Below are 18,855 nucleotides of genomic sequence, written 5' to 3' on the forward strand. Positions count from 1 at the left end.
GCCAGCGGCTAAGCTCGCAGAAAAGTCAGCGAGGTATGCTCATGCAGCGGGTCATTCGCAAGGTATTCGTCAGCAAGGTTTTCGAGCGCAAGGTGGTGATGATTACTGGCGCCTGCGCCGGTATTGGTCGGGCGCTGGCGCTGCGCTTTGCCCAGGCCGGGGCGCGCTTGGTCCTGCTGGATCAGGATGGGCCGGCGCTGGACAGTCTGGTGCAGCACCTGCGCGATCATCTCAATGCCGAGAGTCTGGCGCTGTGCTGCGATGTTGCGGATGCCGAGTGCGTGCAGGCCAGCGTGACGCGGGCCATCGAGCAGTTCGGCGGGATCGATGTGCTGATCAACAATGCCGGCATCACCCACCGCAGCGCGTTTGCCGACACGGATCTGGCGGTGTTTCGGCGGGTGATGGCGGTCAACTACTTCGGTGCGCTGCACTGCACCCAGGCGGCGCTGCCCAGCCTGCGGGCGCGTCGTGGGCAGATCATCGTGCTCAGCTCGCTGTCCGGCTTTGCGCCGATGCTCCATCGCAGCGCCTACAACGCCAGCAAGCACGCGCTGCACGGGCTGTTCGAGAGTCTGCGTCTGGAGCTTGAGGGCAGCGGGGTGAACGTGATGCTGGTGTGTCCGGGCTTCACCGCCACTGACATCCGCAAGAATGCCCTGAAGGGCGACGGCTCAGTGATTGCCCGGCCGATTCCGCTGGTCGGCAAGGTCAGCTCGGCCCATGACACGGCGGAAGCCATCTACCGCGCGGCGCGGCGGCGCAAGCGTCTGCTGGTGCATTCCAACGTCAACTGGCTGGCCCGCCAGCTGGCGCGCTTTGCGCCGGCGCTGTTCGAGCGCTGGCTGGTGCCGCGCCTCTCGGGCGTGCGGGTCGGCCAGTAAGCGCGCTCAGGGCGTAGCGCGGGCCTTGAGCCAGGCCAGCGCGCCCAGCCCGGCCGCCCGGCCGCTGGCAAAGCAGGCGGTGAGCAGGTAGCCGCCGGTGGGCGCTTCCCAGTCGAGCATCTCGCCGGCGCAGAACACCCCCGGCAGCTGACGCAGCATCAGCTGCTCATCCAGCGCCTCGAACGGCACGCCACCGGCGCTGCTGATCGCCTCATCGAGTGGCCGTGGGCGGAGCAGTTCCAGCGGCAGCGCCTTGATCGCAGCGCCCAGGCGCGGCAAATCCTGAAAGGTGGCGGCATCAGTCAACTCGCGCAGCAGGCCGGCCCGCACGCCGTCGATGCCGATTCCGGCCAGATGGCGGGCCATCGAGCGCGAGCCGCGCGGCTTGCTCAGCGCCGCCAGCACCTGCTCGCGGCTGCGATTGGGCAGCAGATCCAGATGGAGCAGCGCGCGCCCTTCGCGGGTTATCTGCTCGCGGATCGCAGCCGACAGCGCATAGATCAGGCTGCCTTCGACGCCCTGCGCGGTGATCACAAATTCCCCCTGGCGCGGCGCGTGATCACCGAGGCGGATGGCCACCGGCTTGACTGGCGCACCGGCGAACTTGTCGGCAAACAGGCTGCTCCAGCCCGCCACCTCAAAGCCGCAGTTGCTTGGCACCAGCGGTGCTACGCGGATGCCGGGCGCTTCCAGCAGTGGCACCCAGGCGCCGTCCGAGCCGAGCCGCGCCCAGCTGCCGCCGCCCAGCGCCAGTACGCAGGCATCCACGCGGAGCGTTTGCTCGCCCGCGGCGGTGCGCAAACGCAGCTGGCCGTCCGCGCTCCAGCCCAGCCAGCGCGAGCGGGTGTGCAGCAGGACGCCGGCCTCGCGCAGGCGGCGCAGCCAGGCGCGCAGCAAGGGCGCGGCCTTCATGTCGATGGGGAATACCCGCCCGGAGCTGCCGACAAAGGTGTCGATCCCAAGGCCACGGATCCAGGCGCGCAGGGCGTCGGCGTCAAACTCCGCAAGCAGGGCGCCGATTTCGTGAGCGCGGGTGCCGTAGCGGGGGATGAAGGTGTTCTTGGGCTCGGCATGGGTGATGTTCATGCCGCCGACCCCGGCCAGCAGGAACTTGCGCCCCAGCGAGGGCATGGCATCGAACAGCTCGACCTCGGCACCGCCGGCAGCGAGCACTTCAGCGGCCATCAGGCCGGCCGGGCCACCGCCGATCACGGCGACCCGCGGGCGGGAAGGGGTAGAGAGCATGGCGGTGACCGGGCTGTGAGTCGGGGCGGGCATTCTAGGCGGGGCGCTGCAGCACGTCGAGGCGCGGCCGGCACAGCCAGTGCAGGTAGCGGCCGAGGCCGGCAAAGGCCGGGTGGCGGCGATGGGCCAGCTCCATTTCCAGAAGGTCCGTCAGCTCGGCACGGCTCTGGAACTCGGCGGGCATGTAGTCATGGAAGACCCGCACGCCGCTCTGCGCCTCGACCGCAAACCAGTCATCCAACTGCAGCGCCAGCTCGCGCGGATCGAGCGGGCGCTGCGGGGTGAGGCTCTGGCCCTCGCCGGCAAAGTGCTCGCGGCGCAGCTTGCGAAAATGCCCCTTGAGCAGGTTGCGGTAGACCAGCGCATCGCGGTTGTAGAAGGCCAGCGACAGCCAGCCGCCCGGCGCGGTGAGCTGGTGCAGCACCGGGAGGATCGCCGGCGGCTCAGCCAGCCATTCCAGCACCGCATGGCAGAGCACCAGATCAAAGGGCGCGGTCAATTCGCCGAGCAGATCCTGCCAGGGCGCCTGCACGAAGGTGGCGGCCAGCCCCGCTTCGGCAAAGCGGGCGCTGGCGCCGTCGAGCATCGGCGCGGCGGGCTCGGCCAGCGTCACCTGATGGCCCTGCTGGGCCAGCCACAGGCTCATGTGGCCAAGGCCGGCGCCCACATCCAAGACCCGCAAGGGCCGCGCGGGCAGCGCCTCCTTGAGATCCGCCTGCAGCACAGCGAGGCGGATGGCACCCTTGGCGCCGCCGTAGATCTTCTCGGCAAAGCGGCTGGCCAGGGCATCGAAATGGCGGTCTTGCGGGGGTGTGGTGGTCATGGGGAAGGCTCGTGGTCGATCGTGGGCTGCCAGCGCGTGAGCAGCAGGGCATTGCTGACCACGCTGACGCTGGACAGCGCCATGGCCGCGCCGGCGAACATCGGGTCCAGCAGGCCGAAGGCGGCCAGCGGCAGGCCGATCAGGTTGTAGAGAAAGGCCCAGAACAGGTTCTGGCGGATCTTGGCGTAGGTGCGCCGGCTGATCTCCAGCGCCGCTGGCACCAAGCGCGGATCACCGCGCATCAGGGTGATGCCAGCGGCGTGCATGGCCACATCGGTACCGCCGCCCATGGCAATGCCGATGTCGGCGGCGGCCAGTGCCGGGGCATCGTTGAGGCCATCGCCGACCATCGCCACCTTATGGCCGGCGGCCTTGAGGCGGGTGATTGCGGCGGCCTTGTCCGCGGGCAATACCTCGGCCTGCACGGCGCTGATACCCAGTTGTGCAGCCACCGCGCTGGCGCTGCCACGGTTATCGCCGCTGATCAGGTGGGTATGGATCTGCCGGGCCTGCAGCGCGGCTACCGCGGCGCGGGCGCCGGGCTTGAGGCTGTCGCCGAAAGCCAGCAGGCCGAGCAGGCGCGGTGTCGGGGCGCTTTCCAGCAGCCAGGACAGGGTGCGACCTTCCGCCTCCCAGGCAGAGGCCTGCGCTGCCAGTGCGCCGGCGCTCAGTCCCGCCTCATGGAGCAGGCGCTGGCTGCCGAGCTGCAGGCGCTGACCACCCCATTCACCCTCGATGCCCCGCCCCGGCAAGGCGCGCAGCGCGCGGGCTTCCGCAGGGAGCAGATCACGCTCGGCACAGGCCGCCAGCACGGCACGCGCCAGCGGATGCTCGCTGCCGCGCTGCAGGCTGCCGGCCTGCGCCAGTAGTGTGTCGGTGGTACCGTCTATGGCCTGCAATCCGACCAGCCGCGGCTGGCCACGGGTGAGGGTGCCGGTCTTGTCGAAAGCCACCGTGTCGATCTGCTGGGCGATTTCCAGCGCTGCGACATCCTTGATCAGGATACCGTGGCGCGCAGCGACGCCGGTGCCGGCCATGATCGCGGTGGGAGTGGCTAGGCCCAGGGCGCAGGGGCAGGCGATCACCAGCACGCTGACCGCGTTGAGCAGCGCGGTTTCCAGTCCGGCCCCAGCCAGCAGCCAGCCCGCGAGGGTCAGCAGGGCAATCAGCAATACGCCGGGGACGAACACGGCGCTGACCCGATCGACCAGCTGCTGGATCGGCGCTTTAGCGGCCTGGGCATCCTCGACCAGACGGATGATCCGCGCCAGCACACTCTCGGCACCGAGGGCAGTGACCCGCACCCGCAGGCGGCCATCGCCATTGATCGCCCCACCGGTGACCCGATCGCCCGGTGCCTTGGCCACCGGGAGGCTTTCTCCGGTGATCAGCGCTTCATCCGCCTGGCTTTCGCCGTCGATGACCTCGCCATCGGCCGGGAAGCGCTCGCCGGGTCGCACCACCAGCAGGTCTCCGACGCGCAGCAGGGCCACGGGTACCTCCTCCTCGACGCCCTCGCGCCAGCGCCGCGCCTGGGCCGGGCGCAGGGCTTCGAGGGCGCGGATTGCGGCGCCGGTCTGGCGTTTGGCGCGGCTTTCCAGGTGCTTGCCGAGCAGCACCAGGGCGATGACCACGGCGGCGGCTTCAAAGTACAGGTGCGGCACGCTGCCCGGCGCGGCCTGCCACCACAGGTACAGGCTCAGGCCAAAGCCTGCGCTGGTGCCCAGCGCCACCAGCAGGTCCATGTTGCCGCTGCCGGCCCGCAGCGCCTGCCAGCCGGCACGGTAGAAGCGCGCACCGAGCACGCATTGCACTGGCGCTGCGAGGGCGAACTGCAGCCAGGCTGGCAGCAGGATATGCAGGCCGAACCACGCGGCGAACATCGGCAGTGTCAGCGGCAGGGCCAGCAGCAGGGCGAGGATGACCTGCCAGCGCTCACGCTGCAGGCGCTGCCGGGTATCGTCGGCCTCGGCCGGGCGCGCTTGCGGCGGGTGGGCGTGATAGCCGGCCTTCTCGACCGCCGCCAGCAGGGCCGGCAGGGTCTCGGCGGGGGCCTGGATGTGGGCTTTTTCGCTGGCCAGGTTGACGCTGACCGCACGGACCCCCGCAACCTTGCCCAGCGCCCGCTCGACCCGTCCGGCACAGCTGGCACAGGTCATGCCGTCGATGGACAGCTCAAAGGTGGTGGTGTCGTCCTGATTCATCGTGCCGTGCTCCGAGGCTGGCGAGGCGTTGATGGTCGGCCCCTTGACGGCAGTGCCTGTCTCGCGTCAAAACGGCCACTTACCGTTTTCAGGAGAGGAATCCCATGCACGTCTTCAAGGTTACCGGCATGTCCTGCAGTCATTGTGTGCGGGCGATTACCACGGCGCTGCAGGCGCTGGATGCAGCAGCACAGGTCGAGGTCGATCTTGAAGCCGGCGAGGTGCGCGTCGAGTCGCAACTGAGCAGCGCCGAGGTGGTGGCGGCGCTGGCGGAGGAGGGCTTTGCCGCACAACCGGCCTGAGCGGCAGGCGGCCTCAGCGACGCCCGGCACGCAGTAGCTGGCCGAGTTGCGCTTCGAGGCGCTGGCGCAATTCCTGCTCGATCAGCGGCAGCTGCTCGGCCACCAGCCGGTCCACGATCTGCCGGCCGGCGGCCTGCAGCTCCAGCTCGATGCGCGCCAGAGGCTCGCTGGCCGGTGCGCGGGAGGGGGCGGCCTGCGTGGCTTCAGATGGCAGCAGCGCCGGAGCCTGAGCCGCGCTCGAGGGCCCGCGATTGGCTGGGGGCGGCGTATCGACCCGCTCGGTCAGGGTGGGGATGGTCAGGTCATCGGCGGGCTCATTCAGCAGCGGAATGTGGCTGGCGTCGAGCGAGGGCGGTGTCGGGTGGTGCATCGAAGGCTCGTGACTAGAGGTGCAGGTGCTGCGGAGCATAGCCGCGCTGACGGTAGAAACGGTAGCTGTCGCGCAGCGCCTGACGGGTCGAGGGCTCCTGATTGACCACTTCGGCGATGCGTGCAAAGCGCTCGAAGAAGCCGGGAACCCGGTGGTCGAGATTGATCAGCAGATCCTGTTCACCGCCGGCATCGGCGCCGGTGGCCAGCAGCAGTGGGGCATCGGTGCCCTCGTTAGCCTGCTGATGGGGCACGAAGCTGGCCGCCGCAAATGACCACAAGCGCTCATCCAGCGCAGCGCATTGCTGTGCATCGCGGCAGTTGAGGTAGATGCGATGGCCGGCACGCCAGGCCTTGGCTGCCAGGCGGCAGGCATAGGTTAGGCGCGTGGCCTCATCGGCATCGGGCAGGATGTAGAAGTCGATGCGCTTCATCGGGGCAGGCCGGCTGGCGCGCAGGCCAGCCGGGAGCAGCTCACGCGCAGCGGTCGAGCAGGTACTGGGTCAGCAGCGGCACCGGGCGACCGGTGGCGCCCTTTTCCTTGCCGCCGCTGATCCAGGCGGTGCCGGCTATGTCCAAGTGCGCCCAGTGGAACGCCTTGGCAAAGCGCGACAGGAAGCAGGCAGCAGTGATGGTGCCGGCCTTGGGGCCGCCGATGTTGGCGATATCGGCGAACGGGCTGTCCAGCTGCTCCTGATACTCGTCGAGCAGCGGCAGCTGCCAGGCGCGATCACCGGCTGCTTCGCCGGCCTTGAGGACCTGCTTGATCAGACCCTCGTGGTTGCCGAGCAGGCCGGAGGTATGGCTGCCGAGCGCGGTGATGCAGGCGCCGGTCAGGGTGGCGATGTCGATCACGGCCTGCGGCTTGTAACGCTCGGCGTAGGTCAGGGTATCGCAGAGCACCAGACGGCCTTCGGCGTCGGTGTTGAGGATTTCTACGGTCTGCCCGCTCATGGTGGTGACGATGTCACCGGGGCGGGTGGCGTGGCCGCTGGGCATGTTCTCGGCGCAGGCCAGCAGACCCACCACGTTGATCGGCAGGTTCAGCTCGACCAGGGTACGGAAGGTGCCGAGCACGCTGGCGGCGCCGCACATGTCGTACTTCATCTCATCCATGCCAAGGCCCGGCTTGAGGCTGATGCCGCCGGTGTCGAAGGTGATGCCCTTGCCGACCAGCACGAAGGGCGCATCGTCCTTCTTGCCGCCCTTGTACTCAAGAACGATCAGGCGTGGCGGCTGCGCGCTGCCCTGGGCCACGGCGAGGAAGGCGCCCATGCCGAGTTCCTTGAGCTTCTTCTCATCCAGAACTTCGACCTTGAGGGCCTTGCGACCCTTGGCCAGCGCACGGGCCTCGTCGGCAAGAAAACTCGGGTGGCAGAGATTCGGCGGCAGGTTACCCAGATCGCGGGCAAAGGCCATGCCACGGGCGATCGCCTGACCGTGGGCCACGCCGCGCTCGGCCTCGGCCTGCTCGTTGTCATCGACCAGCAGGGTGATCTTTTCCAGCGCCGGCGCTTCGGCCTTCTCGCTCTTGAAGCGATCGAAGACGTAGCGCCCGTCGGCCAGGACTTCACTCAGCAGGCGCGCCTTGGCGTAGGCGTCGCGGCCCTTGACCATCAGCTCGCCGAGGGTCAGCGCCGCATCACTGCCGCCCAGGGTCTTGAGCACGCCCAGCGCGGCGGTGGTGATCTTGCGGTAGGTGCGCTCGGACAGTTCGCGCTCCTTGCCGCAGCCGACCAGCAGGATGCGCTCGGCCTTGACGCCGGGCAGGCCGTACAGCAGTAGCGTCTGCCCCGGCTTGCCTGCCAGATCGCCGCGCTTGAGCAGGGCGCTCAGGGCACCTTCGCTGGCAGCATCGAGGGCACGGGCCGCCGCGCCCGGCTTGCGGCCTTCGCCGATGGCCACGACCAGGGTGGCGGTTTTCAGGGTATCCGGACGAGCGCTCTTGACGAGGAATTGCATGGAGGGGGTCCCCAAGACAAACAGGCGGTATTGCAGGATAATGCCGGCCTGTTTTTTCGGGCAGCCCGGGCCGGCGTAGATTGTCGGCTAGTCTGAACGTTGCCCCCCAAGCCTGACAACCCTGGAGTCACCCAGCCTTGATTGTCTTCCGCTATCTGTCCCGCGAAGTGCTGGTGACCCTGAGTGCGGTGAGTGCCGTGCTGCTGGTGATCATCATGAGCGGCCGCTTCATCAAGTACCTGGCGCAGGCCGCGCAGGGTCTGCTCGATCCGGGCGTCCTGCTGCTGATCATGGCCTACCGCATGCCGGGATTCCTGCAGCTGATCCTGCCGCTGGGGCTGTTCCTCGGCATCCTGCTGGCCTATGGGCGGCTGTATCTTGAGTCAGAGATGAGCGTGCTGCATGCCAGTGGCGTCAGTACCCAGCGCATCCTCGTCTATACCCTGGCGCCAGCGCTGTTGGTGGCGCTGTTGGTTGGCTGGCTCAGCCTGTACATGGCTCCGCAGGGCCTGAACAAGGTCGAGCAGATCCTCAATGGCCAGGCGTCGCTGACTGAGTTCGATACCCTGCAGCCCGGTCGCTTCCAGTCGATGCGCGGCGGCAGCCGGGTGACCTATACCGAAGGGTTGTCCGAGGATCGCAGCCAGCTGTCCGGGGTGTTTATCTCTGAGCAGCAGCTGGGCAGCGGCAACCGCACCCGTGGCCTGTCGCTGTTGCTGGCTGAATCGGGACGTCAGGAGCTGCGCGCCGATGGCAGCCGCTACCTGATTCTGGAGAACGGCTACCGTTATGACGGCACGCCCGGTCAGGCCGATTACCGGCTGATCCACTATGAGCGTTACGGGGTGCTGCTGCCCAAGCCGGAAATCCGTGCCGAGATCGGTGAGCGTGAGGCGCTGCCAAGTGCCGCGCTGCTGGCCAGCGATGACCTGCACTATCAGGCCGAGCTGCAGTGGCGGCTGTCGATTCCGCTGCTGGTCTTTGTGGTGACTGTGCTGGCGGTGCCGCTGGCGCGGGTCAATCCGCGTCAGGGACGCTTCCTCAAGCTGCTGCCGGCCATCCTCCTTTACATGGCTTATCTGGCGCTGCTGATTGCCATGCGTGGCCAGCTGGAGAAGGGCAGCCTGCCGCCGGCGCTGGGGCTGTGGTGGGTGCATGGTCTGTTCCTGCTGATTGGCCTGCTGCTGCTCTATCGTGAATCACTGCAGCTGTGGTGGGTGGCTCGCCGTTCGGTGCAGGAGGGTCGCGGATGAATCATCTGGATCGTTACATCGGGCGCAGTGTGCTGCTGGCCATCCTGGGTGTGCTGGGGGTGATCGTCGGCCTGGCACTGCTGTTTGCCTTCATCGATGAGCTGGGGGATCTGGCGCCAGGTTATGGCATCGCGCAGATCGGCCTGTACGTGCTGCTCGGCACGCCGCAGCGCCTTTACGAGTTGTTGCCGATGGCCGTGCTGATCGGTTGCTTGGTCGGTCTGGGGACGCTGGCCAGCAGCAGCGAGCTGACGGTGATGCGCGCAGCCGGGGTATCGCTGGCGCGCATCGTGGCAGCGGTGATGCGCCCGATGCTGCTGCTGGTGCTGCTGGGCGCGCTGGTCGGCGAATATCTGGCGCCCTGGAGTGCCAATCTGGCGCAGGGCAGCCGGGCGCTGGCGCTGGGGGGCGGCGAGGCGCAAAGCTCCAAGCGCGGGCTGTGGCATCGTCAGGGCGATGAGTTCATCCATATCAATGCGGTGCAACCGGGTGGTGTGCTGCTGGGGGTGACGCGCTATCGTTTTGCCGAGGGGCAAACCCTGCAGAGCGCCAGTTTTGCGCGCCGCGCGCTGTATCAGGGCGATCACTGGCTGCTCGAGGAGGTGGCCACCACGCACCTGTACGCGGAGCGCAGCGAGGTGCAGCAGCAGGCTACCGAACGCTGGGAAGTGGCGCTGACGCCAGAGCTGTTGGGGACGGTGGTGCTGGAGCCGGATGCCCTGTCGATGAGCGGGTTGTGGCGTTATGCCCGCTATCTGGGTGAGCAGGGCCTGAATGCCGATCGCTACTGGCTGGCGTTCTGGAACAAGGCCTTGCAGCCGCTGGTCACTGCCGCGCTGGTGCTGCTGGCGATTTCCTTCATCTTCGGCCCGCTGCGTTCGGTGACGCTGGGGCAGCGGCTGTTCACCGGGGTGGTGGTCGGCTTCGCGTTCCGTATCGGGCAGGACCTGTTGGGGCCCGCGAGTCTGGTGTTCGGTTTCTCGCCGCTCTGGGCTGTGTTGCTGCCGGCGGGGCTCTGTGCGCTGATCGGCTTCCACCTGCTGCGCCGCGCCGGTTGAGGCGCGGTCATCTTCGCGTGAGCCCTGTCCGGTGCGGGCAGGCTGCAGAAACAACAAGGCCCCGATCTTCGGGGCCTTGTCATCTGAGCGCTACATCAAGCAAGCGTGCGCTACGGGCGCGCAGCCTCAGCGCTTGAGAGCCGGCGGCAGGTGCGGCTGGATGGCGGTCAGTACCGCCTTGAAGCACTTGGTGTTGCCGGCGACGATGTGCCCCTTGTCGAGGAACTCGTGACCGCCGGAGAAGTCGCTGGCCAGGCCACCGGCTTCCTGCACCAGCAGCGCACCCGCTGCCATGTCCCACTCGGAGAGGCCAAATTCCCAGAAGGCATCAAAGCGCCCGGCCGCGACATAGGCCAGATCCAGGCTGGCTGCGCCTGCGCGGCGGATGCCGGCAGTCTGGCCGACCAAGCTGCGGAACATGCCGAGGTAGCTGTCCAGATGATCGAGCTGGCTGTCGCGGAACGGGAAGCCGGTACCCAGCAGGGCGCCTTCCAGGCTGCGGCGGTTGCTGACGCGGATGCGCTTGCCGTTGAGGGCGGCGCCGCGGCCACGGCTGGCGGTGAACTCTTCCTGACGAATCGGATCAAGCACCACGGCGTGCTCGAGGCGGCCGCGGTATTTGCAGGCGATGCTGACCGCAAAGTGCGGTACGCCATGGATGAAGTTGGTGGTGCCATCCAGCGGGTCGATGATCCACAGGTAGTCGGCACCTTCGCCACTGCCCGCGATCAGGCCGCTTTCCTCGCCCATGAAACCGTGGTTGGGGTAGGCCTTGCGCAGCACACTGATGATGCTCTGCTCGGCGGCACGGTCCACCTCGGTGACGTAGTCCTTGGCGTCCTTCTCGTTGATCGAGAGCACGTCCAGGCGCTCGATCGAGCGGAAGATCAGTTCACCGGCACTGCGGGCGGCGCGCAGCGCGATATTCAGCATGGGCTGCATGGGAGAGGTCACCTGGGCTGTTAAAGAAAGCCGCAAATTCTAACAGAAAGCCGGGCGAGCAGGGCAGCGCGGATTGGCCATTATCTGTCGGATGCTGCAGCGGTGGTAGGCGGCGTGCTTTGGGTGTGCAGCTGCAGCCAAGGCACCTGCCCCTCAACGAAGTGGGCCTGCCGTTCGTTGTTGCTGAAGATGATCGGCACATGATCACCGACCATCAGCACCTTGACGTTCTCTAGGGCGTCACTGGCGAGCAGCTCTGCCAGCCCCTGGAAGAACTGTGCCTGCAGGCGCAGGTTGCGGCAGGATTCAGTCTGCGGGTCGATGGCAAAGGCAGCGCAGTCAAAGGCATCGATGCGAATGTCGCGCTCGTCGTAGATCGAATGGCTGTTGAGGGTCAGCCAGTACATGAAGCGCCGGCCGGGCTGGGCAAAGAAGTGGCGGACCTCTTCACGCAGATCCAGATCACAGGCGCCAGGGAAGGAGTAGCAGCGCTGCGGCCATGCACGACTCTCAAAAAAGGTGCGCTCGGTAAAGCCGATACGGGGATACCACAGGTGCCGGTCGTACATCAGGCTGACCGCGCCATGCAGTGAGGCCGTGGCATAGCCCTGAGTCTTGAGGCGCTCTGGCAGGCAACCGCTCAGTGAGGGCAGATCATCCTTCAGGTTGAAGTGTCTGGGCTGCAAACGGCACAGCTCGCGCAGCTCTCCGCTCAGGGTGGGGCCGATGAAGTTCAGCTGTCCCTCGCGTAGCGGCCTTTGCAAGGCCGTAAGGGGTGCAAGCAGTGCTTGATGGACTCGCGGATCCTGCGCAATGCCCCAGGATTCATTGACGATCAATAGCAAGCGCTCGCCGGGCAGGGTGCCCTGAGCCAGCTGTTGATGCCATTCGTCGCTGGCGGCGGCGCCTTCCAGTGGCTTGACGGCGGTGCCGGTGGCGTTGAAGGCCAACAGGAAGTCTTGTGAGCGCGTCTGTAGCAGACGCTGGGTCTGGCTGGCGACGGCCGGTTCATTGATGGCGCGATAGAAGCTGTCTCCCGCCTCCTTGTCAGTCGCGTAGCTGAGTCCTCCCAAGGCCAGCAGCAACGCACAGGTTGCTCCGGCGAGACGTGGCGAGAGGCTCGGCCCTCGGCGCGCCAGGATCGCCCACAGCACGCCCAGCAGCAGCACAATGCCCAGCAGCAACAGCTGATAGCGCAGGGAGGCCTCCAGCGTAAAGCCGATCAGATACCAGGCATCGGCCAGGCGCACGATCGGGAAGATTTGGTTGCTCAGCACCATCAAGTCAATGAGAAAAAATGTCACGAACAGCAGCGCCCCGACCAGCTGCCAGCGCACGGCAAAGGCCAGTACCGCCAGGCTGTAGTCGAGGTTGATCCAGGGGCGCCCCAGGTCCAGCAGCTGACTGGCCAGGATAAAGGCGGCATTGGGTAGCAGGATGGCCAGCAGCAGGCTGCGCAGCAGCGCCAGACAAGGCCCGAGTCTGCCGTATGTACAGGAAATGCGCAGAGGAGACGGCATGACAGCGCCCCGGCTGTGACGAATTGCTATCAGTGTAGATGCTCTGCCCGGTGCGTGCCGTCTTGCGTGAGAGGCACGCCGGGAGGGTGCCGCGCGGCCTGCAAAAAAATGCCAGTTTTTCTCAAGATTGTCCTAACGCCTTGTCCAGGTGCTGACTAGCCTGATCAATACGGAGGGTGCAGGTACCCACCGTCAATTGATGAATTCAGTGAGGTGAGACATGGACATGCAATCGATCAAGCAATCCGTCATGCGCTTTATCAAGGATGAAGAAGGTTTGACCATTGTTGAGTACGCCATTGCGGGTGGGCTGATTGCCGTGGGTGTTGTGGCAGCATTCATCACGCTGGGCGGCGCCGTTCAGGACAATATCGAAGACCTGACCAGCGCTGTGCAGTCTCGTCCCAGCTAATGAGCATGGATGCCTATCGGGGGCTGCCTTGACAACGCCACTGATGATCTTCTTGGCCGTTGCAGCGCTTCACGATTTGCGCCACCACCGCCTGCCTAACCTCTACCTGCTTGCCGGACTGTGTGTCGCCTTGGCGCTGCAGTTCTGGCAAGCCGGTGGGGCCGGGTTGGCGGCAGCGGGCGGCGGCTTTCTGCTGGGGCTGCTGGCCTTCCTGCCCTTCTATATCCGGGGTGGCATGGCCGCTGGCGACGTCAAGCTGATGGCCGTGGTCGGGGCTTTTATTGGCGGCTGGATGGTGTTGTGGGCTGCGCTGTGCAGTCTCTTGGCCGGCAGTCTGCTGGCGCTGGGGTATCTGCTCTGGCGCGGTCAGCTGGCCAGTGTGCTGGGTCGCTACTGGGCCAGTGCGGGACTGCGCCGCTACATCCCGGCGACGGACGACTCCGCTGCCCGGCACCGCTTCCCTTATGCGCTGGCGATTGCGGTCGGCACCGTGTGCAGCCTGTATCTGCCTTCGCCCTTGATGCCGCTGTTGTCACGCTTCGCTATCTGAGCAGGGGTGCTGCGGCGCTACCCCCTCGCTGAACAATAAGGAGTGCATCATGCACCAGCCCGGGATTTCGGGAGACTCGTCTCCCCGGCAGGGCGCTGTGCCCGATGTCAGCCAGCCGCGCAGCATGGCTGAGACCGGGCTGTCCGAACTGCTGCTCACCGACCTTCTCTGCAAGCACCTGTATGACGCCGGCAGCCTGGATGCCGGCAAGCTGATGCAGCGCACCGGTCTTGCCGGGCCGGTACTCGATGAGCTGATCGGCCTGATGCGCCGTGATGGACGGCTCGAGGTGCTGGGGCAGGCCGGCGTGCGTGGCGTAGGGCTGCGTTACGGCTTGACTGAGCGGGGGCGCACCGTGGCCCGCGAGGCGATGGAGCGCAACAGTTACCTGGGGCCGGCCCCCTATCCGATCGAGCGCTACCGGGAACTGCTCAAGGCGCAGACCGTGCACCACGCCACCGTCACTGCACCACGCATGCACGAGGCCTTCACGGGGCTGGTGGTGCATGAGGTGATGCTGGATCGCTTGGGCGCCGCCCTCAACTCCGGTCGCGCCATGATGCTGTACGGCCCGGCGGGGACCGGCAAGACCTTTATCGGCAGCAAGCTGATCCGCCTGTTCGATGAGGCGATCTGGGTGCCCCATGCGGTCGCCATCAACGAAATCGTCATCGAAATCTACGATCCCCAAGTGCATCGGCTGATTGAGGTGGATGAACCGGAGCAGCCGAATCTGCTACTCGAAGATGGCCATGATCGCCGCCTGCTGCGTTGCAAGCGCCCGGTGGTGGTGACCGGCGGCGAGCTGACCATGGATCAGCTGGAAATCCGCCACGACGCCATCACCCACCGCTCCGAAGCCCCCCTGCAACTCAAGGCAGGTAACGGCATCTTCATCATCGACGATCTGGGGCGGCAGAGCATGCCGCCCGCCAAGCTGCTCAACCGCTGGATCGTGCCGATGGAGGAGAAGAAGGAATACCTGAACCTTGGCGGCGGCCGGCACAGTGAGCTGCCCTTTGACGTGATTCTGGTGTTCTCCACCAACATCAATCCACTGCAACTGGCGGATGAAGCCTTCCTGCGGCGGATTGGCTACAAGGTCTATTTCACTTACCTGACCCGCGATGAATATGCGCAGATCTGGCGTCAGGAAATGGAAAAACTCGGCCTCGCTTTCGACCCTGAGCTGCTCCAGTACGTGCTGGACGAGCTGCACGCGGCCGAAAAAGTCCCCCTCTTGCCCTGTCATCCCCGAGACATCTTGGGCATGGCCATGGATCGCAAGCGCTATCTGGGCTCTTCAGGGCCGCTGGTACCGCGCGATGTGGAGTGGGCGTGGCGCAGTTACTTCGTCCGTGTACGGGATTTCGAGCAAGGAGATAAGTCATGAAACTGCGAACGTTGCTGTTATTGGGCTTTTCAGTGCTGTTTGCACTGGCGGCCGTCTGGCTGGCCAACACCATGCTGGAGTCGCGCCTTGCGGTGCGTGAGCAGGCAGAAGACGTCACGGAGGTGATGGTGGCGGCTTTGCCGATTCCGTTCGGGCGCACCATCGAGGAGCGCCATCTGCGTGCGGTCAGCCTGCCCAGAAATGCAACGCCCGCTGACAGCTTTGCCAATGTCGGTGAGCTGATCGGCAAGGTGGCAACGGCGGAAATCCTCGAAGGCGATGTCGTGCGGCGTGCCCGGGTCTCCGAGCATCTGGGCGGCAGTACTCTGGCTGCGCTGATTGAGCCGAACAAGCGTGCGCTGACCGTGCGGGTCAACGATGTGATCGGGGTGGGTGGTTTCCTGCTGCCGGGTAACCGGGTTGATGTGCTTGCCGCACGCAGTGGCAACAGCGATGTCGCCCAGGTGCGCACCGTGCTGGAAAACCTGCGCGTACTGGCGGTCGATCAGACCGTCAGTACCAACAAGACCGACCCTGTGCTGGTGCGCGCCGTGACCCTGGAAATGACCCTTGAGGAAGCGGAAAAGCTCTTCAAGGCCGAAACCGAGGGCCGGTTGCAACTGGCGCTGCGTAATCCGCTGGATGACAGCCGCCTGGCCGTAGAGCCGCCGCCCAGTGCGCCGGCACCGGCTGTGGCTGCACCGACGCCGCCCAAGGCCGCGCCCGTGGTGCGGCGCAGCGTCCCTGCTCCGGTACAGATCACCATCATTCGCGGCACATCGATCGAGCGTCAGGGCTTGCAGCGCTGAGCCTTGGGATACAGAGAGGATTTCGAAGATGGACACTATTCGCAGATTCGGTTCATCCGCACTGTGCCTGCTCGTGACGGGGTTGCTGAGTATTCAGAGCCATGCGGCGGGGCCAGCCGGTGGACACACGGGCAGCATCGAAGTGCCGATTTACAAGTCGCGGGTACTGGATACCCCGACGGGCATCCGGCGCATTTCAGTCGGTAATCCCGGCATTGCCGACGTCCTGATCACCAACCCCAATGAGCTATACCTGCTGGGGCGCGCCCTGGGCAGCACCAACGTGATGCTCTGGGATGCCCGTGGCCGCCTGATCGAGACGCTGGACGTGGCGGTGGTACACGACCTGAATCAGCTCAAGGCGCAGCTGCATGAGCTGTTCCCCAATGAGCGGATTGCCGTGTACAGCTCGCAGGGCTCTCTGGTGCTGCGTGGCCAGGTGTCGAGTGCGGCGGTGATGGATACGGCCATCAAGGTGGCCAAGACCTATGCCGCGCAGAGCGAGAGCATCGTGCAGGGCGAGGGGGAAGCGGCCAAGGCGGCGCCCAGCCGCTCCCTGCAGGTGATCAACCTGATGAGCATCGGTGGCAGTCAGCAGGTGATGCTGGAGGTCAAGGTGGCCGAGATGCAGCGCAGCCTGATCAAGCGCATCGGCGTGAACTTCAAGGCGCTGGACTTTGGCTCATCCGGGCGCTGGAACATCGGCGGATTCAATAATGCGACCGGTCTTGCCAGCGGGCTGTTCGGCAGTGGCAAGGGCCTTTTGGCCAGCTTTGCATCGGACAACTTCACCCTGGACATGGTCATCGAGGCAGCCAAGGACAACGGTTCGGCCAAGATCCTTGCCGAGCCGACCCTGACCACCCTGACCGGCCAGCAGGCTGAGTTCATCTCCGGGGGCGAGTTCCCGATTCCGGTCAGTGACAACGATGGCATCACCATCGACTACAAGGAATTTGGCGTCGGGGTGAAGTTCATGCCGGTGGTGCTCGACTCCGGGCGTATCAACCTCAACCTGAATGTGCTGGTCAGCGAGCTGAGCAACACCAACAGCGTGCTGCTCAACACCGGCCTAGGTGGCAACACGGCGGTCAGCCAGGTCGTGCCTGCGCTGACCAAGCGCAGCGCCAAGTCGACGGTAGAGCTTGGTGACGGGCAGACCATCGCGATTGCGGGGCTGATCAACGACAGTGCGCGTGATTTTGTCAGTCGCTTCCCGGGGCTGGGTGACATCCCGGTGCTGGGGCATCTGTTCCGCAGTCAGGAGTTCATCAGTGGTGAGACGGAGCTGGTGATTCTGGTAACGCCCTATCTGGTCAAGCCGACCGATGCCCGGGCGGTGCGCCTGCCGACCGAGCGCTTCGTGGAACCGAGCGATCTGGACTTCTACCTGCTGGGCAAGACCAAGGGTGATACCGGTGAGCACCGCGTACCGGTCAGCCTGGGCATCAGCGAGGGCCGCTTCGGCCACGATCTGGATTGAATGAGGGCACTGCCATGAACGTGATGATTCCTGCTGCGCTGCTGCTTCTGCTGAGCGGCTGTATGTCCTACGACCTTGCGCGGGTTGGTGAGCAGGGCGAGACCGTGCGCGCCGTGCAGTACTCGCAGATCGTCGATCAGCCGCGTGCGGCAGATCCGGGCACCGAGCTGTCACCGGCAGGCACCGACGGGCCGCTGACTGAAAATGTCATCAACGCCTACCGTGCCGCAAAAGGCGAGGCCCGCCAGGTGAGTAAGCCCATCGAGATTCGTGTCAACGACTGACGTAGAGGGCAACGCCCATGAGCCGATCCATGCGCAATATCCAACAGCTGCAGCCCTGCAGGCAGCGCGGCGCTGTGGCGGTGCTGCTCACCGTGGCGATGCTGGCCCTGCTGGTGATGGCGGGGTTGGCGCTGGACGGCGGGCACCTGCTGCTCAACAAGACCCGCCTGCAGAATGCGGTGGATGCGGCAGCGCTCAGTGGCGCCAAGACCTTGCTGCGCCAGCGCGGCAACCCAACCGATATGGAGGCGCTGGCCCGCGCGGATGCCCTCGATACGCTGGCGCGCAATGCCGCGGCCGTGGGCAACGAGGAGCTGGCTGAGCGCAGCTCGGCGGCTGACTTTGCGGTGGTGGAGTTCTCCCGCGCGCTGTATGGCCCCTACAGCACGAGCGCACCGGCGGATGCGGCTTATGTGCGTGTCAGCGTGGAGGAGTTCGGGCTGACCGGTTTCTTCTGGCGACTGATGAGTCTGGCCAGTGGCAGCAGCCTGCCTGACAAGGAGGTGGCGGCAGTTGCCGTAGCGGGGCCGAGTCCTTCCGCGCCCTGCGATCTGGTGCCGATTCTGGTCTGCGTCGATCCGAGCATTCCTCCGAGCAGCGAGGGTTACTGGGGCTTTCGTTTTGGTGAGTTGAGCCGCCTGAGTACGCCGGCCAATAACCAGGCCCTGAAAAAGGGTGAGTACCTGTGGGTCGATATGGCAGGTATCGGTGGCGGTGCGAATGAGCTGCGCGAAGCCCTGGCCTGCGGGTCTCATGAATGCCTGGCAGTTGGTCAAAACGTCAACGTCCAGCCTGGCCAGAATACGGGGCCCGTGCAGGGGGGGGTGAATGCCCGCTTCGAGGGTTCTAACTTCTTCTGCCCGAATACCACGCCCCCTGCTCGGGCTCCCCGTGATCTGGTGACCACATTCACGCAGCGTATCGTGCTGGATGGCGAGGTGGCCAAGTATGCGGGTGAGCCTGTGGTGGCGGATGCTGACGGCAACCTGACCGCAGGTACCCAGGCACTGTTTGACTATCAGGACTGGGCCCGCGACTCCGCTAACTGTCTGGCAGGTACTGGTGGTGCGTCCTGCAACAGTGATGGTGCGTACCAGCGCCGCATTCTGCCTATTGTGCTGGGTGACTGTACGGGCAAGGTGGCGGGCAAGGTAGAGGTGCCGATTGTTGGTTTTGGCTGCTTTTATCTGGTTCAGGACATCAATAACCCCAGTGCGCCAGTCTTTGGCCAGTTCGTCGAATCCTGCGAGACCACCGAGGGCTACCCGACTATCAACCCGTCGGCGACGAGCGGGCCGCAGGTGATCCAGCTGTTCAAGGCTTACCAGAATGATGGTCAGCCAGGGCAGGACTCCTAGGAGG

At 65.7% G+C, this 18,855-nt stretch carries 19 protein-coding genes; 11 read left to right on the forward strand and 8 right to left on the reverse strand.

What is annotated here, in order from left to right:
- Positions 1-41 precede the first annotated feature (41 nt).
- Entirely contained in the window at positions 42-884 is an 843-nt protein-coding gene (locus tag MXC11_RS00510; RefSeq protein ID WP_250003826.1) for an SDR family oxidoreductase, read from the forward strand.
- Positions 885-890: 6 nt separating this feature from the next.
- Here MXC11_RS00510 and MXC11_RS00515 read toward each other — a convergent pair whose 3' ends face one another.
- Genes MXC11_RS00515 through MXC11_RS00525 form a run of 3 tightly spaced genes read right to left on the reverse strand, consistent with a single transcriptional unit; the run spans position 891 to position 5,156 of the window.
- The gene (locus MXC11_RS00515; protein ID WP_462938080.1) at positions 891-2,129 is read right to left on the reverse strand and encodes a TIGR03862 family flavoprotein; all 1,239 of its coding nucleotides are present in this window, start codon (positions 2,127-2,129) and stop codon (positions 891-893) included.
- A gap of 34 nt (positions 2,130-2,163) precedes the next feature.
- Positions 2,164-2,952 (reverse strand): methyltransferase domain-containing protein, encoded by a 789-nt coding sequence (locus MXC11_RS00520; RefSeq protein WP_250003828.1) that lies wholly within the window; start codon positions 2,950-2,952, stop codon positions 2,164-2,166.
- Positions 2,949-5,156 (reverse strand): heavy metal translocating P-type ATPase, encoded by a 2,208-nt coding sequence (locus MXC11_RS00525; protein WP_250003830.1) that lies wholly within the window; start codon positions 5,154-5,156, stop codon positions 2,949-2,951. Before MXC11_RS00525 ends, MXC11_RS00520 begins: the two co-directional genes overlap by 4 nt.
- Before the next feature lie 104 nt (positions 5,157-5,260).
- Between MXC11_RS00525 and MXC11_RS00530 the strand changes: the two genes are divergently transcribed.
- Entirely contained in the window at positions 5,261-5,458 is a 198-nt protein-coding gene (locus MXC11_RS00530; RefSeq protein WP_250003832.1) for a heavy-metal-associated domain-containing protein, read from the forward strand.
- Between the two features lie 13 nt (positions 5,459-5,471).
- Here the strand turns inward: MXC11_RS00530 and MXC11_RS00535 are convergent, their stop codons facing one another.
- Genes MXC11_RS00535 through MXC11_RS00545 form a run of 3 tightly spaced genes read right to left on the reverse strand, consistent with a single transcriptional unit; the run spans position 5,472 to position 7,789 of the window.
- Complete coding sequence (locus MXC11_RS00535) at positions 5,472-5,828, reverse strand: hypothetical protein (RefSeq protein ID WP_250003833.1); 357 nt, start codon at positions 5,826-5,828, stop codon at positions 5,472-5,474.
- Between the two features lie 13 nt (positions 5,829-5,841).
- Positions 5,842-6,261: a DNA polymerase III subunit chi gene (locus MXC11_RS00540; protein ID WP_250003835.1), complete on the reverse strand. Its 420-nt coding sequence runs from the start codon at positions 6,259-6,261 to the stop codon at positions 5,842-5,844.
- A gap of 40 nt (positions 6,262-6,301) precedes the next feature.
- Positions 6,302-7,789: a leucyl aminopeptidase gene (locus tag MXC11_RS00545; protein WP_250003837.1), complete on the reverse strand. Its 1,488-nt coding sequence runs from the start codon at positions 7,787-7,789 to the stop codon at positions 6,302-6,304.
- Between the two features lie 137 nt (positions 7,790-7,926).
- Here MXC11_RS00545 and lptF point away from each other — a divergent pair, with 137 nt between their 5' ends.
- Both lptF and lptG read left to right on the forward strand, forming a co-directional pair.
- Positions 7,927-9,042, forward strand: a complete 1,116-nt coding sequence (lptF, locus tag MXC11_RS00550) for an LPS export ABC transporter permease LptF (protein WP_250003839.1) — start codon at positions 7,927-7,929, stop codon at positions 9,040-9,042.
- A complete protein-coding gene (gene lptG, locus MXC11_RS00555; protein WP_250003841.1) occupies positions 9,039-10,100 on the forward strand; it encodes an LPS export ABC transporter permease LptG in 1,062 nt (353 codons plus the stop codon). Before lptF ends, lptG begins: the two co-directional genes overlap by 4 nt.
- A gap of 126 nt (positions 10,101-10,226) precedes the next feature.
- On the opposite strand, the gene suhB is transcribed toward lptG, so the two are convergent.
- Together suhB and MXC11_RS00565 are read right to left on the reverse strand one after the other, a co-directional pair.
- Positions 10,227-11,042, reverse strand: a complete 816-nt coding sequence (gene suhB, locus MXC11_RS00560) for a type III secretion system regulator SuhB (RefSeq protein WP_250003844.1) — start codon at positions 11,040-11,042, stop codon at positions 10,227-10,229.
- Between the two features lie 80 nt (positions 11,043-11,122).
- Positions 11,123-12,562: an alkaline phosphatase family protein gene (locus MXC11_RS00565; RefSeq protein ID WP_250003846.1), complete on the reverse strand. Its 1,440-nt coding sequence runs from the start codon at positions 12,560-12,562 to the stop codon at positions 11,123-11,125.
- Positions 12,563-12,782: 220 nt separating this feature from the next.
- Here MXC11_RS00565 and MXC11_RS00570 point away from each other — a divergent pair, with 220 nt between their 5' ends.
- The 7 genes from MXC11_RS00570 to MXC11_RS00600 all read left to right on the forward strand — a co-directional run bounded on the left by MXC11_RS00570 (position 12,783) and on the right by MXC11_RS00600 (position 18,851).
- Positions 12,783-12,974 carry a Flp family type IVb pilin gene (locus MXC11_RS00570; RefSeq protein WP_250003848.1) on the forward strand — a complete coding sequence of 64 codons (192 nt, stop codon included), beginning with the start codon at positions 12,783-12,785 and terminating at the stop codon, positions 12,972-12,974.
- Positions 12,975-13,017: 43 nt separating this feature from the next.
- Positions 13,018-13,524 carry an A24 family peptidase gene (locus MXC11_RS00575; protein ID WP_250003850.1) on the forward strand — a complete coding sequence of 169 codons (507 nt, stop codon included), beginning with the start codon at positions 13,018-13,020 and terminating at the stop codon, positions 13,522-13,524.
- 49 nt (positions 13,525-13,573) lie between these two features.
- Positions 13,574-14,917, forward strand: a complete 1,344-nt coding sequence (locus MXC11_RS00580; protein WP_250003852.1) for a P-loop NTPase family protein — start codon at positions 13,574-13,576, stop codon at positions 14,915-14,917.
- Positions 14,914-15,726 (forward strand): Flp pilus assembly protein CpaB, encoded by an 813-nt coding sequence (gene cpaB, locus MXC11_RS00585; protein ID WP_250003854.1) that lies wholly within the window; start codon positions 14,914-14,916, stop codon positions 15,724-15,726. Before MXC11_RS00580 ends, cpaB begins: the two co-directional genes overlap by 4 nt.
- A 142-nt stretch (positions 15,727-15,868) precedes the next feature.
- Positions 15,869-17,209 (forward strand): type II and III secretion system protein family protein, encoded by a 1,341-nt coding sequence (locus tag MXC11_RS00590; protein WP_250003856.1) that lies wholly within the window; start codon positions 15,869-15,871, stop codon positions 17,207-17,209.
- A 14-nt stretch (positions 17,210-17,223) separates the two neighbouring features.
- Positions 17,224-17,493, forward strand: a complete 270-nt coding sequence (locus tag MXC11_RS00595) for a hypothetical protein (RefSeq protein ID WP_250003858.1) — start codon at positions 17,224-17,226, stop codon at positions 17,491-17,493.
- A 29-nt stretch (positions 17,494-17,522) separates the two neighbouring features.
- The gene (locus MXC11_RS00600) at positions 17,523-18,851 is read left to right on the forward strand and encodes a TadE/TadG family type IV pilus assembly protein (protein ID WP_250003860.1); all 1,329 of its coding nucleotides are present in this window, start codon (positions 17,523-17,525) and stop codon (positions 18,849-18,851) included.
- Positions 18,852-18,855: the final 4 nt, after the last annotated feature.

The organism is Pseudomonas eutrophicaquae, from assembly GCF_023544715.1.
Classification (GTDB): Bacteria; Pseudomonadota; Gammaproteobacteria; order Pseudomonadales; family Pseudomonadaceae; genus Geopseudomonas.

What these genes read in the sequence shown, in the direction of transcription:
- MXC11_RS00600 (WP_250003860.1), top strand. Translation starts at nt 17,523, where the DNA reads ATGCGCAATATCCAACAGCTGCAGCCCTGCAGGCAGCGCGGCGCTGTG.
- MXC11_RS00540 (WP_250003835.1), bottom strand. Translation starts at nt 6,261, where the DNA reads ATGAAGCGCATCGACTTCTACATCCTGCCCGATGCCGATGAGGCCACG.
- cpaB (WP_250003854.1), top strand. Translation starts at nt 14,914, where the DNA reads ATGAAACTGCGAACGTTGCTGTTATTGGGCTTTTCAGTGCTGTTTGCA.
- MXC11_RS00510 (WP_250003826.1), top strand. Translation starts at nt 42, where the DNA reads ATGCAGCGGGTCATTCGCAAGGTATTCGTCAGCAAGGTTTTCGAGCGC.
- MXC11_RS00520 (WP_250003828.1), bottom strand. Translation starts at nt 2,952, where the DNA reads ATGACCACCACACCCCCGCAAGACCGCCATTTCGATGCCCTGGCCAGC.
- MXC11_RS00530 (WP_250003832.1), top strand. Translation starts at nt 5,261, where the DNA reads ATGCACGTCTTCAAGGTTACCGGCATGTCCTGCAGTCATTGTGTGCGG.
- lptG (WP_250003841.1), top strand. Translation starts at nt 9,039, where the DNA reads ATGAATCATCTGGATCGTTACATCGGGCGCAGTGTGCTGCTGGCCATC.
- MXC11_RS00545 (WP_250003837.1), bottom strand. Translation starts at nt 7,789, where the DNA reads ATGCAATTCCTCGTCAAGAGCGCTCGTCCGGATACCCTGAAAACCGCC.
- MXC11_RS00565 (WP_250003846.1), bottom strand. Translation starts at nt 12,562, where the DNA reads ATGCCGTCTCCTCTGCGCATTTCCTGTACATACGGCAGACTCGGGCCT.
- MXC11_RS00535 (WP_250003833.1), bottom strand. Translation starts at nt 5,828, where the DNA reads ATGCACCACCCGACACCGCCCTCGCTCGACGCCAGCCACATTCCGCTG.
- MXC11_RS00570 (WP_250003848.1), top strand. Translation starts at nt 12,783, where the DNA reads ATGGACATGCAATCGATCAAGCAATCCGTCATGCGCTTTATCAAGGAT.
- MXC11_RS00515 (WP_462938080.1), bottom strand. Translation starts at nt 2,129, where the DNA reads ATGCTCTCTACCCCTTCCCGCCCGCGGGTCGCCGTGATCGGCGGTGGC.
- MXC11_RS00575 (WP_250003850.1), top strand. Translation starts at nt 13,018, where the DNA reads ATGATCTTCTTGGCCGTTGCAGCGCTTCACGATTTGCGCCACCACCGC.
- MXC11_RS00525 (WP_250003830.1), bottom strand. Translation starts at nt 5,156, where the DNA reads ATGAATCAGGACGACACCACCACCTTTGAGCTGTCCATCGACGGCATG.
- MXC11_RS00595 (WP_250003858.1), top strand. Translation starts at nt 17,224, where the DNA reads ATGAACGTGATGATTCCTGCTGCGCTGCTGCTTCTGCTGAGCGGCTGT.
- suhB (WP_250003844.1), bottom strand. Translation starts at nt 11,042, where the DNA reads ATGCAGCCCATGCTGAATATCGCGCTGCGCGCCGCCCGCAGTGCCGGT.
- MXC11_RS00580 (WP_250003852.1), top strand. Translation starts at nt 13,574, where the DNA reads ATGCACCAGCCCGGGATTTCGGGAGACTCGTCTCCCCGGCAGGGCGCT.